Annotated in this window: 12 protein-coding genes; 9 read left to right on the top strand and 3 right to left on the bottom strand. The window is 59.0% G+C overall.

Annotated elements, in window-relative coordinates; genetic code table 11:
* Positions 1-301 precede the first annotated feature (301 nt).
* Both KZ498_RS01495 and KZ498_RS01490 read right to left on the bottom strand, forming a co-directional pair.
* On the bottom strand, positions 302-1861 hold the full coding sequence (locus KZ498_RS01495; RefSeq protein WP_312616211.1) for a PKD domain-containing protein: 1560 nt from the start codon (positions 1859-1861) through the stop codon (positions 302-304).
* Between the two features lie 858 nt (positions 1862-2719).
* Positions 2720-3256, bottom strand: a complete 537-nt coding sequence (locus KZ498_RS01490) for a hypothetical protein (protein WP_312616209.1) — start codon at positions 3254-3256, stop codon at positions 2720-2722.
* A gap of 1658 nt (positions 3257-4914) precedes the next feature.
* Between KZ498_RS01490 and KZ498_RS01485 the strand changes: the two genes are divergently transcribed.
* From KZ498_RS01485 to KZ498_RS01465, 5 genes are read left to right on the top strand one after another with little or no spacing between them, the layout of a single operon-like run.
* Positions 4915-6330 carry an ABC transporter substrate-binding protein gene (locus KZ498_RS01485; protein WP_312616208.1) on the top strand — a complete coding sequence of 472 codons (1416 nt, stop codon included), beginning with the start codon at positions 4915-4917 and terminating at the stop codon, positions 6328-6330.
* A gap of 24 nt (positions 6331-6354) precedes the next feature.
* Complete coding sequence (locus KZ498_RS01480; protein ID WP_312616207.1) at positions 6355-7248, top strand: sugar ABC transporter permease; 894 nt, start codon at positions 6355-6357, stop codon at positions 7246-7248.
* A 5-nt stretch (positions 7249-7253) separates the two neighbouring features.
* Positions 7254-8123 carry a carbohydrate ABC transporter permease gene (locus tag KZ498_RS01475; RefSeq protein ID WP_312616205.1) on the top strand — a complete coding sequence of 290 codons (870 nt, stop codon included), beginning with the start codon at positions 7254-7256 and terminating at the stop codon, positions 8121-8123.
* A 5-nt stretch (positions 8124-8128) separates the two neighbouring features.
* Positions 8129-9265, top strand: a complete 1137-nt coding sequence (locus KZ498_RS01470) for an ABC transporter ATP-binding protein (protein ID WP_312616203.1) — start codon at positions 8129-8131, stop codon at positions 9263-9265.
* 30 nt (positions 9266-9295) lie between these two features.
* Positions 9296-10075 (top strand): glycerophosphodiester phosphodiesterase family protein, encoded by a 780-nt coding sequence (locus tag KZ498_RS01465; protein WP_312616202.1) that lies wholly within the window; start codon positions 9296-9298, stop codon positions 10073-10075.
* 9 nt (positions 10076-10084) lie between these two features.
* Here the strand turns inward: KZ498_RS01465 and KZ498_RS01460 are convergent, their stop codons facing one another.
* A complete protein-coding gene (locus KZ498_RS01460) occupies positions 10085-11332 on the bottom strand; it encodes an MgtC/SapB family protein (RefSeq protein ID WP_312616200.1) in 1248 nt (415 codons plus the stop codon).
* Between the two features lie 481 nt (positions 11333-11813).
* Here KZ498_RS01460 and KZ498_RS01455 point away from each other — a divergent pair, with 481 nt between their 5' ends.
* From KZ498_RS01455 to KZ498_RS01440, 4 genes are all read left to right on the top strand, one after another.
* Positions 11814-12611 (top strand): IclR family transcriptional regulator, encoded by a 798-nt coding sequence (locus KZ498_RS01455; RefSeq protein WP_312616198.1) that lies wholly within the window; start codon positions 11814-11816, stop codon positions 12609-12611.
* 269 nt (positions 12612-12880) lie between these two features.
* Positions 12881-13945 carry a zinc-dependent alcohol dehydrogenase family protein gene (locus KZ498_RS01450; RefSeq protein ID WP_312616196.1) on the top strand — a complete coding sequence of 355 codons (1065 nt, stop codon included), beginning with the start codon at positions 12881-12883 and terminating at the stop codon, positions 13943-13945.
* Between the two features lie 3 nt (positions 13946-13948).
* On the top strand, positions 13949-15463 hold the full coding sequence (locus tag KZ498_RS01445; protein WP_312616195.1) for an aldehyde dehydrogenase family protein: 1515 nt from the start codon (positions 13949-13951) through the stop codon (positions 15461-15463).
* Positions 15464-16260: 797 nt separating this feature from the next.
* On the top strand, positions 16261-17064 hold the full coding sequence (locus KZ498_RS01440; RefSeq protein ID WP_312616194.1) for an aldo/keto reductase: 804 nt from the start codon (positions 16261-16263) through the stop codon (positions 17062-17064).
* Positions 17065-17103: the final 39 nt, after the last annotated feature.

Below are 17103 nucleotides of genomic sequence, written 5' to 3'. Positions count from 1 at the left end.
TGAGAATATCCATATCGAGGATTCGTGGCATGTGAGAAAATGTCTCTTGGTGCAAGACACGCGCTCTGCATCTCGCATGAGCACAACCGATCTACCCGAGTCATGTCAGTAACGTCGTGACCGATACAAAGGATATATCTGGTGGAGTAGTGGATATTCTCATTATATCATTTCAGAAACCCTTCCTTTGTACGTAATTGGCTACCAGTCTATATTTAAGAAATGTGATAAAATACCTTCGGAAGGTACTACCGCGAGTCAGCGCAGACCGCCGGCAGTAGGTCAGTTCCCGCTCGTGCGTTTACCGGTTTATCTGGCGGTTATATGCCCCCTTGTCAGCGTTGGTTAATTCTCCATCGCCGTTGAAATCAAGCGCGTCAACTTGTGCCCCTGCGAGGGTCAAGTTCCCCTTTCTGTAGGCTTTGATGATGTCCGAAAGTGAAGTGCTATCATCTGCCGTCACCGCGCCGTCACCGTTGACGTCCTCGTAGAGGCCATCTTCGTCGGGATCAGTCGGGAGGTACTCCTCGCCATCGACGACGAGCGGGTTGGCAAAGACGACGACTGGCACAGTCTGTGTGTCCGTGGAAATCCCATCAGCGTCGTCAGTCACTGTCAGTGTTACGTCGTACTCACCTTCGTCGACATAACTGTGAGTCGTCGTCTCGCCGGTGCCCATCGTCCCATCACCGAAGTCCCACTCGTAGGAGACGATCGTCTCGTCTCCGTCGGGGTCGCTCGATCCGCTTGCGTCGAATGCAATCTCCTCTTCGACTTCGGGATCCCCTGGATCGTAGCTAAACGATGCCGTCGGCGGCTGGTTGGCCGGGGATTCTTGACAAATTTCCGTTTCGAAGTCGGCCTCATTCTCATTGTACACGAATGAGTTTCGGAACGACGTCGACTCGCCCGGAGCAAGTGTCCCAAGGTCCCATTCGAATGCTAATCCGACGTCGCCAGTGCCGGAATCTGGCCAGAGGTTATCGTTATTGTATTCACCGATGCGGAAGCGATCCAAAGTCTGACTCCACTGAGCCAAGTCGTGATTGGCACTTATAGATTCGCCGGTGAACCCGGCAAAGAGACCGATCCCCGTGTCTTCTTGGAAGATGAACTCACAATTCGTCTGCTGGTCCAGGAAGTACTCACCGACCTCTCCACCGGCACTCCCAATGTCATAATCGACGTATTGAGAAATTTGAAGATTAGAGATAGTAACTCCACTACCATCCGGGTTTGTGACATCATACTCAACTCGTAGGGTCGCTTCCGTCGGGTCTAACGTAACTTTCCTCACAACTTCTAATGTCACGCTTTCAGCTGTGGTCGTCTCGAGAGGTATTTCGACCGTCGCCTCGGCAGTGGTTCCGGGACTTACAGATGAGGGAAACGTACTAACGACTGACCCATCCTGTTCTGCGTTCGACATCGGCCCAGTACCGTCCTGAAAGCCGTATGTCTCTCGGTACATCGTGCCCTGCTCCTGGAAGATCCAGTTGCTTCCGCCCACACCGATACCAGACACGAGTTCACCGACATTAACCTCGAGCGTTCCATTGGATATGTTAACGTCGAAGTCTCCGTCGGGATCCGGCGATATTGGTTTTCCTGACTGTCCCCTCACGTTTTTTATTGCTGAAGAAAGACTGCTCAGTCCAACACCAGCTAATACGGTCGCTTTCAATACTCTCCGCCGACTGAGGCTACTCAGCGGCCGTCGTTCATCCTGCTCTGTCTCCGGTTCCGTTGTTCGGTGGTCGTCGAGATCTGGACGCCGTTCACGGCTGAGTTCGATTTCTCTGGGTTTTTTTTTTCCATAGATGGGGTTTCCTTCCGCTTGTACGACAGGACGTTCGCCCATGTGAAGTGGTACCATTTTCACGTTGCGATGGTGTGACGAGCAACTGAGTGACTCACGACCACCCAGCCGGGGAGCGTGCTGAATACGCGCGTTGGGCCTTGTTTAGACGCTCCTGAATTGGTAGGTTAGTGGCTCTGTTGGGTGAACAGAATCTGCCCGTGAGAGTCTCTCGCTCCAATTCTGTTATTCAGATAAAGACCGCAGAGGGCGATCTACACCGCGTCTAAACAAGGCTCGCGCGTTGTATTCAGCACAGGGTTCAGATCAGCTCACAGATTTGGGATTTCTGAATGTTCAGCTGACCGTCGGAAAGAACTACTGTTTCCACACCAGCTCACCAGTCTATTACTAGAAAATATGTCTCAGCGGGGGTAACATTTCGTCATCGCCACCATCGTACGGTCAATTGTCGTCGCTGAAAAGTTCGTCTATCGTCGAGTGTCGGTTGAGACTGGTTCAGAGAAGCACGACCAGGACCTCGTTGACCCCTCGTCACAATCGGAGACAGGAGCGAACCACTTCACACTCTCCGTTTCAAATCCGGGAACGCGCTCTGTATCCACCAGCGCCTGTTCGAACGCCGCTGAGTCTATCACTACCGAGAAGACCGATACAGTGGGCAGACCGGCACGCAGAACCAGATGCAGAGCTGGCTGCGTAGTCCACTATCACCTACAGGTGGTCCGTGTTCGCTACATCGGCGGGAAGAGCGGTTCTCCACTAGTCATAGATGCTCACTGGATGACGGCATTCGGACCTCGGTGTGGTCCATCGAGGAGACAGGTATAGGAGTCTGACCGCGTGCCTACGTCCGCACCCGCAGAGTTCGTCGAGTCGAATTCGTACCGATGGTTGCTCTCAACCATCGGATTCAACCAGATTTGCCAGGTGCCGGTCGCCGAATAGAATGACGAGGAACGCACCCAAGAGATTGAATACGAGGTCGAGAACGGTATCTTTCCTGCTGTAAAATACGAGGACTGGGTCCACCCCGAGGCGGTTGGCCGTGGCGTGAATGAGGTACTCGATAAGTTCCCAGAGTACTCCCAGAGTGATGACGGATTCGAGTGTCAGCGGTAGTGGGTCTTTCCCGTATCGTTTGGCTGCTACGAAGGTCGCTCCACCGACAATGCTCGCCGACATGGTATGCGTAACATGGTCCCACCATCGGATGTCGTCATACGGGCCGAGCATTCCTATCGCATGCAGTAACATGGCAGCCGCCACGTACAAGCGCTGCCAAGGCCTGAACTCGATGGCGGACGCCCGTTCGACGGCATCTGGGATGTAGGTCCCGAGATATGCAAACACCGCGTTCACCACGGCTCCGGGATTCCGCTGACGAAAGCCGACAACAAACACAGCGACGATTGCACACCTGAGGCTGCCTGACATATCCAAATCTGACCACACTGGTTGGTTACCCACCTCCGAAACTGAATGACCCATCAAGTTAAATATACTTCATGCACGTGTCGGAATCGGTTCTGAATCAACGGGCCGTCGTTTTTCAGCGGAGGTACTGGCAGGGAGGTACGCTAACAGGTGCTCTGGGAGCGGCCGGCGGAGTATCACGTAGCTTACCGAAACAGCAGTGCTCCGACGACAATCCAGATGAATTGTCCGGCTACGACGAACAGGAGCGGGCCAGCAACCGAGAGCGAACGGTGAAACACGGTGTCGGAATATGCATAGCTAGATTGTTATGTACTACTATATAGTGTAATCCTGATATTTCTGGGCACCCATCGCGCCCGACAAACCGTCCGCGACTGGGGACAGAAGACCGATCTACAGGAGTCAGCGGTAAATCACCGAACCGGATTGCCGTCGATACGGTGATTCGGATCATCGACTGATCACTCCGGCTGCCCGCCGCTGAAAACGCATCTACCATGGTTCTCTATGCCGGCTGTCTTCTACCATAACGACCGCTATAGGCCTCTCTCGAAGCGCTCCTGCAAAGACACGATGTCGACATTGCCGCCTTCCTCGTGGACGGCACAAAACCTCCGAACTGTCCCTCAGTGAGCAGGGCTCTGATTTCAGACGGAACGGCACGGAAATCAGACTGCTGTCGAACGTATATTCAGCGAAATAAAACGTCGAAACCCTTCGGGTTCGAACTACTGCGTCGGACCGAAGTCGGCTGCAATTGGGTACAGAGCTTCGCTCGCTGGCACGATAGTTCAGACTACGCGACCGTCCGCTGGGCTATGGGAAGCTACACGTGGAGAGTGGGACGGGAGTAATTCCTGTGCCGGAGCTCACCTGTCTCAGCGGGAACAGAGACCGGATGGGCCCGAGTCTGTGGACCGAGCATGGGCTCCCGTGCGAGCGATGGGGCTCGCGATTCGGATGGACGAAATATCAGTTACATATGTATTATTTTGCGTTGGTAAATATCGTCATCCTCGTTCCCCAATAGGCCGTCCACGGTTGGGGACAACGGCGGATTTACGTCCGGACGGTGGCGGACCTCCGAACCACCTCCCGCTGGACGAGTGTGTGATTCGTGTCGCCGACGGTCCTGGAACGAACCAGTCCTCCAAGTTTGCCGTTCTGCCAGGTACACAACTGCCTCGACCGGAACCGCTCCCCGAGAGCGCCACGAGACCCACGGCATCGAGGATGGTGAATGTCTCGCCGACGGTGCAGACCGATTCAAACCAGCCCTACGACGGCAGGGCCTCGATTTCAGACACGGACTCAATGGAAATCATTCCACAAGCTAACATGTTTTTGAAAGACACAACTTCCGAATCTCTTGCGTTTCGAACTGGTCCAGCCACATCGAACCAGAAACTGCGGAGACGTAGGCACAGCCCTTGGTGGTATGGCACAATGTACTAACGGAAAATTCCCATATCCGAAATACAGAATATCACATATAGATACGTAACGATACCCTGTGGCCTCTCCCCGTTGAGCTGTTTACTGCAATCATTCTCTACGTGTTGGAGTAACCAAAATCCACACGGAAAAGAACGTAGTGGTATATATATTTTCACCGATAGTATTATTATTACTCCGTTAATCAAGGTTATATAATGATGGGAACTCCATCACGGCGTAGATTCATCAGAGGCGCAGGTGCCGCAACTGCTATCGCACTCGCCGGGTGCAGCGGTGACGGTGGTGACGGAGACGGTAGCAGCGGTGATGGTGGTGACGGCAGTGACGGCGGAACGGCAGGCGACGGTGGCGGAGGTGGAAGCGATACCTCGATCGAGTTCTGGCACATCTTCGGGGGAGAGCTCGGCGACACTCTCGAACAGTTCGCACAGGAGTTCTCCCAACAGACAGAGGGCGTGACCGTCGAAGCGATAAACAAAGGCGGCTACCGACAGAACCTGAACCAGTCGTTGCAGGCGTCGCGAGCCGGCGACCCGCCGGGCGTTGCACAGATATTCGAGATCGGAACGAGGCTCTGTCTCGACAGCGGGGCCTTCACGCCCGTCGGGGAGATACTCCCGGAGGACAAGATCAACCTCGACGATTTCCTCCCGTCAGTGCTCAATTACTACCGCATCGGCGGGAGCCTCAACTCGATGCCATTCAACTCCTCGAACACTATCATGCTGTACAACAAGACAGCGTTCGAGGACGCAGGCCTCGACCCGGAAGACCCGCCACGGAGCCTGTCGGGCGTTCGCGACGCGGCGAGTACCATCGTGGACCAGACAGACATGGAGCAGGGCATCACGTGGCCGAACCACTCCTGGATGCAGATAGAGCAGCAGTTCGCAAAGCAGGACCAGGTGCTTGTCAACAACGAGAACGGTCGCTCGGGCCGTCCGTCCGAGACGAACTACAACAGCGAAGCCGGCCGGAACGTGTACGAGTGGTGGAAGGGTATGGCGGACGCCGGCCTGTATCTCAACCCCGGTATCGAGGCCTGGGGCGAGGCACGGCAGGCGTTCCTCACGCAGAAGGTGCCGATGCTCTGGGACTCCACGTCGAACATTGTCTCGATGAAAGACGGCGCGGACGAGAACGGGTTCGAACTGGGAACCGCGTATCTGCCAACGCCCGGCGGGGCGAACACCGGTGTCGTCATCGGCGGCGGGTCGCTCTGGGTCCCCGACGCGCTCTCGGACACGAAAAAACAGGCGGCCGGTGAGTTCCTCGCCTGGATGACCCAGTCCGAACAGCAGGTCCGCTGGCACAAGAACAGCGGCTACTTCCCCGTGCGACAGAGCGCCATCGATCAGCTCACGAGCGAGGGGTGGTTCGAGAACAATCCCAACTTCCGAACGGCGTTCGACCAGTTACAGGACACCGAGGACACGCCCGCGACCCGCGGCGCTGTGATGGGCGTGTGGCCCAAGGCCCGTACCATCAATTCCGAAACGTCTGTGAGCATTCTCAACGGCGACCTCAGCGTCGAAGAGGGGTTAACCAAGATGGACGAAGACGTCCAGGCGGCACTGGAGGGCTACTCGGGCAACTACAGCGGGGACAGTTAATCGGTCACAGAACAGTATTCTACGATGGCAGAACAAGTCAAACCGTACGATTCCAGGCTCCAGGCCGGAGCGTTGCTACTCCCGACCTTTGCCGTGCTGATTGCGTTCCTGTACTATCCGTCTATCGAGACCTTCCGACTGAGCCTGTTTGAAACCCTATTTCTCGGCCAGCAGACAGAGTGGATCGGGCTACAGAACTTCGTCGACCTCGCGACGTCGGCGACGTACCAGAACAGCTTCACAATCACGCTGCTGTTCGCCGCGATTGTCGTCGCCGGAACGATCACGCTCTCGTTGCTCATCGGGTACATGCTGTTTGAGGTATCGACTGGATCGTCGACGTATCTCGTCGCGGCGATCTGGCCCTACGCGTTGCCGCCCGCGGTGGCCGCAATCCTCCTGAACTTCCTCATGCACCCGAACCTCGGTATCTTCACGCACTACCTGGAACTGCTGACGCCGTGGACGCTCGACTGGTTCAACAACGGGACCCAGGCGTTCATCGTCATCTCCATCGTCGCAATCTGGAAGCAGTTGGGGTACAACATCATCTTCATCGTCGCCGCGCTCAACAACATCCCGAAGACGCTGACCGAGAGTGCGAGACTCGACGGCGTCGGCCGACTCAAGATGCTGTTCAGGGTGTACGTCCCTCTCATTTCACCGACGATGGTGTTTCTCGTCGTGATGAATACGATCTATTCGTTCTTCGCGACGTTCCCCCTGGTGGACCTGATGACGAGCGGCGGCCCCAGCGAGGCGACGAACCTGCTGATATTCAAGCTGTATCGCGACGCCTTCGAGTTCAGTAGCCTCGGATACGCGTCGGCGCAATCAGTCGTCCTCTTCCTCCTCGTCGCGATTCTGATGTACGTCCAGATCAGGATCTCAGAGGACTACGCGCAGTACGGAGCGTGATATCGATGGCAACAGAAACAGAACCGGCGATGCAGGCGGACGCACTGACTCTCAGACAGCGGCTCCCCTCGAACCTGTTTATGCACCTCGGTATCCTGTTTTCCATCTTCGCGATGTCGTCACCGCTGATTCTCGCGCTCATCATGAGCACGCAGACGACTTCGGAGGTGTATCAGGTGACGAATCTGGGTATCGGGAGTCAGGGACTAGCCAACTACGACATCGTCCTCACGGACTACAATTTCGCGACGTACCTGTGGAACTCGTTCGTGATGAGTATGATAATCGTCGTCGGGAAGGTCGGCCTCTCGTTGCTGGCCGCGCTGGCGCTGGTGTACTACGAGCTCCCCTTCGAGCGAGGCGTGTTCATGTTCATCCTCCTGACCCTGCTGCTTCCGGTTCCTGTTCGCATCGTTCCCCTGTTCCAGCTCATGGCCGACCTGGGCTGGACGAACACGATGCTTGCACTGACTGGACCGTACATCGCTAGTGCGACAGCCGTCTTCCTGTTCCGCCAGCATTTCATGTCGATACCGTCGTCGCTGGTCGAGACAGCGAAACTCGACGGCGTCGGCCCGTTGAAGTTCCTCTTCGGCGTACTGATACCCATGTCGAAAGGGATGATCGCTGGCGTCTGCGTCATCACGTACATCTACTCGTGGAACCAGTTCCTCTGGCCGCTGGTCGCCGTGACGGACAAGAGCAGTCAGGTCGTGCAGGTCGGTATCAGGTACATCCAGGGCTCCGCCCAGGCGGGATTGACCCAGTGGGGACTCATCATGGCCGGTGCGGTGATCGCGCTCTTGCCTCCACTGGTGGTGCTAATCGCCTTGCATCGCCCGCTACTCCGAACGTTCGCGATCCAACAGAAGTGAGAGCCATGTCAGAGATACAACTCCAACAACTGGTGAAACAGTACGACGACGTGACCGCAGTACAGGGGATGGACCTCGAGGTCCGGGACGGCGAGTTTCTCGTCCTCGTGGGTCCGTCCGGGTGTGGGAAGTCGACGACACTCAGGATGATTGCGGGGCTCGAGGACATCACCGACGGGACGTTGCGGATCGGCGACTCCGTCGTGAACAACGTCCCGCCGAAGGACCGGAGCATCGCGATGGTGTTCCAGAACTACGCGCTGTACCCGCATATGACTGCGGCCAAGAACATGAAGTTCGGGATGAAGTCCGTGAGTGACTTCTCCACCGCGGAGATCGACGACCGGGTGCAGGAAGCCGCAGAGACCCTAGACATCACCGACCTGCTGGACCGCAAACCCAAGGAACTCTCGGGTGGGGAGCGACAACGCGTCGCGATCGGTCGAGCGCTGGTCCGCGAACCCGAGGTGTTCCTGCTCGACGAGCCGCTGTCGAACCTCGACGCGAAGCTCCGGGTCCAGATGCGTGCGGAACTGCTGAAGCTCCACAGGGAACTCGCGACCACGACCATCTACGTCACGCACGACCAGACCGAGGCGATGACGCTCGGCGACCGCGTGGCGGTCATGGACGACGGGGAACTCCAGCAGGTCGCGCCGCCACAGGAACTGTACGACTATCCGACCAACAGATTCGTCGCCGGGTTCATCGGCGAGCCGTCGATGAACGTGTTCCCGGTGACTGTCCGCCACCAGAACGGCCGGTTCGTCGCCGACCACAGCGGTTTCAGCGTCACCCTTCCCACCGGGGACGGCCTGGACGGACTCGAGGGGTCTGAGGTCGATTTCGGCGTCCGGCCGGAGGATATCACGCTGGCCCAGAACCTGCCGGACTCGACCGAGACGTTCCAGGCGGAGGTGACTGTCAGAGAACCGCTGGGTGAACTGCTCCTGTTGCACTGCCGAGTCGGCGACGACGAACTGCAGGTGAAAGTCGAACCACGGAGCCAGATACAGCCCGGCGACACGATCGAACTCGGCTTCAACGAGGCGCGGCTCCACCTGTTCGAGGCAGTCTCCGGCGACGCGCTGTATCACTCGACGCCACAGGAGGCACCGTCGGAAGCCGTCGCCACGGAGTAGCCGTGTCAGACCCCGACGAGAAGTAGCCGTATGAACGACGCACCCACGCGAAGGCAGGTACTCGCGGCCGGTGGGGCCGGCCTGACGGCGGTCGTGACAGGGTGTACAACGGAGACCCAATCTATGACAGAGACAACAGCCGACAGCGACGTACGAGTCATCGGGCACAGGGGCTGTGCCGACCAGTATCCCGAGAACACGGTGCTGGCGATGGAACAGGCCGCGCCACACGTCGATATGGTCGAGATAGACGTCCAGCGGTGCGCCTCGGGTGAACTGGTCGTCTTTCACGACGACGAACTGGACCGGCTTACAGACGGGAGCGGGGCGGTCGCCCGAACAGACTGGGACGCGCTGAAAGACCTGACCGTGCTCGATTCCGACCAGACGATTCCACTACTCTCGGACATTCTCGATGTAGTCCCGGCCGCCACCGGTGTGAACATCGAGCTCAAACACGAGGGGATGGCATCGGACGTCCTCGACGCCACTGACGGGGTCGAGAACGAACTGCTGTACTCCTCGTTTTCGGTTCCTGCACTCCGCGAACTGCGGTCGGAAGACGACACCATCGACCTCGCACTCGTTATCGGGGATGCGTCCGGAACTCCGATACAGACGGCCAACTCGCTGGACTGTGTCGCGATAAACCCGAATTACGAACTCGTGCTCTCGACGGAGTTCCGTCGAACTGCCCACGACAGCGGGTTCGAGGTCAACGCGTGGACGGTCGACGATGCCGACACTGCCGGCCGACTCATCGACGTCGGCGTCGACGGACTGTTCGTCGACCGATGGGACATCGTTTGAGCCGCGGTGTCACAGGAGGTACGTCGTCGCAGCTACACCGGTGAACCCGATACCGGCGAGATACACGGAGCGTCTGGCGACGGGTGCGAACAGAGACCTGTTGATGCTGGCAGCGAGGGCAATCTTGACAAAGACGCTCGACACCGTCCCGAGAAAGACCCCCTGTGCGGCGACGGAAGCCGGAATCTGTCCCGTCGATGCCAGTGTCACCGCCGTCGTCGTGGTCGTTCCGCTCGATACCATCCCGCTGAGGAAGCTCGTCAGCAGGAAGCCCGGCGCTCCGAGCCACGCCTGCGCCGCAGCCGACGTCACCAGCACGGCCAGAAACAGGAGTCCGAACTTGAGCGCAGTCGAACTGCGAAACGGGGATTCGAAGTCGACATCGAACTCCCGGTCCCAGCTCCTGTCGTACAGAGAGAGCCCCAGCCCACCGACAGCGATACACCCCAGGGGTAGTGCGACGCTGAGCGTGGCGGAGGGGACGAACGCGATGACGATGACAGCGTTCCGGACGGCCATTGCGGCGTCGGCCAGCAGTATCGTTCCGACGGCGACGCCGGAGATACCGGGATTTGACTCCGCTCGCCCGGCGATCTCGCCGATAACCGCCGTGGAGTTCACCAGCCCGCCGAGAAACCCGGTGAGCATGACGCCCTGTCCGCCGTAGCGCTGCATCAGCGCGTAGTTGACGAACCCGATACCGCTGACCGCGATGACGAGCGTCCAGACCAGCGGTGGGTCGATGGCGTTCCACGGCCCGTAGGTGCCACTGGGAAGGAGCGGATAGACGACGAACGCGATAATGGCGAACTCGGCGGCGCTACGCACCTCTTCACGGGAGAGCTGGTTGGCGAACCCGTGCAGTTCGCGGCGGAGGACCAGCAGCGAGGAAGACGTGATAGAAATGACGACGCTGAGTAACGGGTGCCCACTCGCCACGAGAATGCCGACCGCATACGCCATGAGCAACGACGTCGAAGTCGTCAGCGAGAGGCCCGCATCCGCCCGCGACTCCGACGCTGTGGCAACCAGACCACGGACACCGAGCAGAACGCCCTGTACCAGTACGAGCACGCCACCGATGGCGACGAGCACGGGCTCTCCGACTGTCGTGGCGGCCGCGCCGACCAGACTCGTCAGCGTGAACGTTCGAATGCCGGCCGACTTGTTCGACCACTCCCGCTCGAGTCCGAGAAACATCCCTAGGGCTGCGGCGACAAACAGGTTCAGTATCTGCGGGTCGAATGTGAGTTGCATCGGTTTATAACTGGTTCCGGTGCGGGCTGGGAAACAGCGTCGGATAGATATGTAGGGTATATAGTTCTATATTGATACTGGACTCTTTTGAACACCTCCCAGATTAAATTTGTGGCCGAGGATAGTTGTCAGTCCGATATCCCGTGTGACACCTGCAAGCGGGTCCCGGCGTCCGTTTCGTTGAATCGAACTCAAAGACTGGTGGTGCCGACCCGCTGAGACGATTCGACGTACCGCTGTTTCGACCCCGGAGTCTCGGTAATTTAATAATGATGGATGCGTAGACCTGTTCTAATAACGAATGTACATCTGTTAATCCTACGGATAAACCCCGTCACCCGTCACAGATGTTTCGTAGAATCGAACTCAATACGGGTGACTGTGTAACATACTCATACTCAGGCCCACGCTCCCGGTCACTTCCCCGACATCAGTTTGACTCTACCGAACTATTATGTGCAACGGCTAACAGTATCCAGGTATGACTGACAATGACCACACGGTCGACACGACACAACAGTCGCTCACTATCCTAGATATCGTCTCCAGCCGTGGTGGTGCAAGGCTCCGCGACATCGTCGAAGAAGTTGACGTCGCCAAGAGCACAGCGCACAAACACCTGACAACGCTGCGTGAAAACGGATTCCTGGTCAAGCGCGGGGAGCGCTACCACGTTGGTCTGAAGTTCCTGAACTACGGGGAGCGGGCTCGGAGCCGCTGGCCCGGGTATCCACACATCGAGGAGGCTGTCGGGGCACTGACCGAACGGACCGAGGAGGAGTGTGACTTCGTGGCACCGGATCGAGGGCGGATTATCACGATCGCGGAGTCGTACCACAAATGGGCGAAATACGGGGACTCCACAGCCGAGGGCCCCTCGAAGGAGTACAGGGCCCGGATGGGGTCGTACTACCACATGCACGCGACAGCGTCCGGACTGGCGGTGTTGTCCACGTACCCGGAGCCGCGTGTAGAGGAGATCATCGACCGCTGGGGGCTCCCGAGTCGGACTGAACACACGATCACGACACGAGCGGAACTGTCTGCTGAACTCGAAGCGATCAGAGACCGTGACTACGCGGTCGACAACGAAGGGTACACCAAGGGCATGCGTAGCGTCGGGAAAGCGGTTCACGGACCAGACGGCGGCGTCATCGGAGCGCTCAGCGTCTCCGGTCCGACCTACCGCGTCGACGGAATGGTGCTGGAACAGGAGATCCCGAACGCGCTCAGAGACGTCATCGCCGACCTCGAAGAGAGCCTCCGAGCGACGAACTGAGTCCTTCCGGTCTACACCCAGTGGCTCTCGAGTTCGAGGCGAACCTGTTTAGAGACACCAGTGGTGCCGGACAACCACGGCTGCCCGTTCTCTGGTGGGCAGTCCGCCTTGTCGGAACGACGATTAGAGCAGTCAGTTCACGGAGACGTCGCCGCTCGTACTGCCCGACTGCCCGCTTATCCGGAATGATTTCCCCTCTGGGTAATCGTCGCCAGTGGTATCCGGAACAGGACAATCTTTTTACCAGATGCCAACGACTGGCAGGCTGTATGCGAGCAGCTGTGTTAGAGGAGTACGAGGAGCCACTTGCAATCAAAGACGTGGAACGCCCGGAGCCGGATGCTGACGGGGTCATCGCGAAAGTCGACGCCTGCGGGGTCTGTCGCAGCGACTGGCACGGCTGGGTCGGTAACTGGGACTGGTTCGATTACAAGCCACCGCTGGGGCACATTCTCGGACACGAGCCCTCCGGGACAGTCATCGATGTCGGCGAGGATGTCGATAGTGTGGAGGAGGGTGACGCGGTCGCCATCCCGTTCAACTTCGCCTGCGGCCACTGTCACGAGTGCCGCGTCGGCTACGAGAACCTGTGTGAGAACCACCTGGGTCTCGGATTCCAGCCCGGCGCCCCGGGGGCCTTCGCGGAGGAGGTCCCCATCCCCAACGCCGACATCAACGCCGTGAAACTCCCCGACAGCGTGGACCCAGTCGAGGTGGCGGGGATGGGCTGTCGGTTCATGACGTCCTACCGCGGCATGGCTCACCAGGCCGACGTGAGCAGGGGAGAATATGTCGTCATCCAGGGACTCGGCGGTATCGGGCTCTCCGCGGTCCACATCGCCGATGCACTGGGGGGAAACGTCATCGGCGTCGACCTGATGGACGAGAAACTCGAGATGGCAGCGGACCTGGGCGCTATCGATACCGTCAACGCGGCCGAAGTCGACGACCCGGTTCAGGAGGTACGGGATATCACGGACGGGGGTGCACACGTCTCGTTAGACGCACTGGGTATCGAGGAGACCTGCCAGAACGCCATCGAATCGCTCAGAACTCGCGGCCGCCATATCCAGATCGGGCTGACGACGAAAGAACAGCACGGGTACAACTCCCTCCCCACGGACACAATCGTCATGAACGAGATTCAAGTGCAAGGCTCCAGTGGCCTCCCACCCTCGAAGTACGGCGAGATGTTCCGACTTGTCGAGAACGGGAAACTGGACCCCGGGGCTGTGATCACCGACAAGATCGGGCTGGAGGAGGTCAGCGACGAACTGGCCGCCATGACCGACTACCAGACGATCGGTATTCCGGTGGTCAACGAGTTCGCCTGAGAGATGTCCGGAACCAACAAGCGCGACGCCATCCGGGAACGGCACCTGCAGGCCCACTCCGACGCACTCGATGGCCTCGTGATCGACCCGTGGATCGACGGTCAGTCGGTATCGTACGAGGAGACCACTCCGACACGCGACCCGGTCATCGGTGAGCAAATCACAACGGTGTCTGTCTGTGACGACGCAGCCGTCGACAGCGCTGTCGCGGCCGCCTGGGATGCCTACGATGGAGCGTGGGGCGACACGACGCCGACGGACCGCTCACAGCGCCTGCTCGAGTGGGTCGGGGTGCTGGAGAACCATCTCAGCGAACTGGCTCTGCTTGAATGTCTGGACACCGGCAAGCCACTTGCGGAGGCCCGCGGTGAGGTCGAAGGGGCCCTCAGTACCCTCGAGTATTACGCGTCGGTCGCCCGGACCCAACACGGGAGCCAGATTCCGGCACAGAAGGACCTGCACATGTACACTCGGGCGGAACCATACGGGGTTGTCGGGCAGATCACGCCCTGGAACTTCCCGGCCTGGGCGGCCGCCTGGAAGCTCGGACCGGCTCTGGCCGCCGGGAACTGTAGCGTCCTGAAACCGTCCGTACACACACCTCTGACGACGGTTCGAATGGCACAGCTATCAGCCGAAATCTTCCCTGCCGGTGTCGTCAATGTTGTCACCGGGAGCGGAGCGACCACGGGCTCCGCACTGACAGAACACGACGACGTCCGGAAGCTCTCGTTCACGGGAAGCGGCGCTGTCGGAACGGAAGTCATGCGAGTCGCCGCAAAGCGGATCGCCCCGGTCACGCTCGAACTGGGCGGGAAGTCCCCGCTCGTCGTGTTCCCGGACGCGGATCTGGAGACGGCCGTCGACGCCGCCGCGGCCGGTGTCTACTACAGCACCGGTGAGATCTGTGACGCGCTCTCGCGCGCTATCGTCCACGAGGACGTCCACGACGAGTTCGTCGCTCAACTGGTCGACCGGGCACAGTCGTACACGCTCGGTGACCCCCTCGACGACGACACGACACTGGGGCCGCTGACCAACGGCGACCAGTTCGAGACTGTGTCGAACTACATCGAAATCGGTCAGGACGAGGGCGCGACGCTCGAAACTGGCGGCGGCCCGCCGAGTGACCCGGCACTCGCCGACGGCCACTACCTGGAACCGGCCGTGTTCACCGACGTGGAAAACGAGATGCGTATCGCACAGGAGGAGATCTTCGGCCCGGTCCAGACCGTCCAATCGTTCCAGACCTACGAGGACGCGATCGCAATCGCGAACGACACCGAGTTCGGCCTGGCCGGCGGTATCGTGACCGAGTCGACAAGTCTCGCCCACAGAGCCGCCGCGGACATCGATGCAGGAATCATCTACGTCAATGCGTACGGCCCCATACGCCCCGAGGGCCCGTATGGCGGATTCAAGCAGTCGGGTATCGGGCACGACCTTGGGGAGGCAGCAATAGACCACTACCAGCAAACGAAGACCGTGTATGTCAACTTGGACGAGCCGGAACTCTGACACGCCGGCCCTCGACACCAGTAGGCCACCGGATGTAGCCGTCCTCATCACATCCGCTGCTGGCTGCATTTAGCGCCTGGTCTTTCGAGGAAGTCGGACTGATGCCGTCACTGTTTCCGAGAGTTCGTCTAAACCTCGAAATACAGGGTCAGAGGCCCGGTTATAAAACCCAATACACCGATTTCAGATAGAGATAGGGGTGTATATAGTGACAACAGACACGATTCACACACCGACCTGTCTGGAATGGGCCGGCCGCCTGCCCATCACCTCTCAGATGAGGCTGGCGGGCCCAATCCGCCAGTACGTGAGATAACTGTGCGCTGGGCAATAGCTGTAATAGCAGGCTGTGACACGGCGTTCGAATCTCCCGAACGTGCTGTCTCACCGTACCGTGGTAACATACACCGTAGCCAATTTCTTAACAGGTGTACTGTTGTTATTCTCACAGCGGATTGTGTTCGGCTAACACGAACGGTCCGCGGCGGCAGCAGAGGGATATCGGTTTATACCCACCTCCTGTCCCGGTGACAGGGCTACTCTCATCGGGAGCCGTGAATCTGGTTCGGACAGACCGAACGGAGAGACGGATGCGGTCAGACACTGTGTCGTAGCGCTTGACGAGCTACGACGCCGGGCGAGCACTCCACGGTCCGGCCTGTCGGAACACCGGTGAGAAATTCGAACCACGGAGCGCTGTGGCTGTTGCTGTTTGCGAGGGGCGGTGAGACGGAAATCCGATGACCCCGTACAACGAAGCCGATACGAACTTACGTCCCGCTTGAGTATGTGCTGATATGTTCGACAGCCGGACACAAATCGGACTCGGAACGTACTCGCTCACTGGAACGGATGGCACAGATATCGTCCAGGCAGCCATCGAACACGGCTACCGACACATCGACACTGCACGGCTCTACGGTAACGAGGCGGACGTCGGCACAGCCATCGCAAACGCGGATGTCGACCGCGACGACCTGCTCGTCGCGACGAAGGTCGCCCATTTCGAGGAACCCGAAAAGACCACCGAGTACGTCGAGAGAGCGGTCGAGGAGAGCTTCGAACGACTCGGACTGGACCGCATCGACCTCCTGTATCACCACTGGCCGCGCAGCCAGGCCGACATCGAAACTGTCTTACCAGTCCTCGAAGACCGCGTTGCGAACGGGCGGGTGGACAATCTCGGGGTCAGCAACTACACAGTTGCCGACCTCGAACTCGCGAGGGACCTCCTCGACGTCCCGATCGACGCGTTGCAGGTGGAGATGCACCCACTGCTCCCACAGCACGAGCTCCGTGAATTTCTCTCAGACAGTGACACACAGGTGGTCGCGTACTCACCGCTGGCACAGACCGAAGTGTTCGACGTAGACGCTATCTCGGCGGTGGCCGAGAAACACGGCGTCTCCGAAGCGGTCGTGAGCCTCGCCTGGCTCCGCTCGAAAGACGGCGTGGCCGCTATCCCGAGAACGAGTTCGGTCGACCACCTTCGAGACAACTTCCGGGCACGCTCGGTCGACCTCGACACAGAGGATATCGCACGCATCGACGCCATCGACCGGACCCACCGCTGTGAGGACCCAGGCTGGATGACCTGGTAGCTCCGCTTTGGAGCGGGTACGGTTCCTCTCCCGGACGCG

This window comes from Haloarcula sp. 1CSR25-25, assembly GCF_032027985.1.
GTDB lineage: Archaea > Halobacteriota > Halobacteria > Halobacteriales > Haloarculaceae > Haloarcula.
Note: the sequence above shows the minus strand (reverse complement) of the source record. Positions and strands in the feature narration are given on the sequence as shown.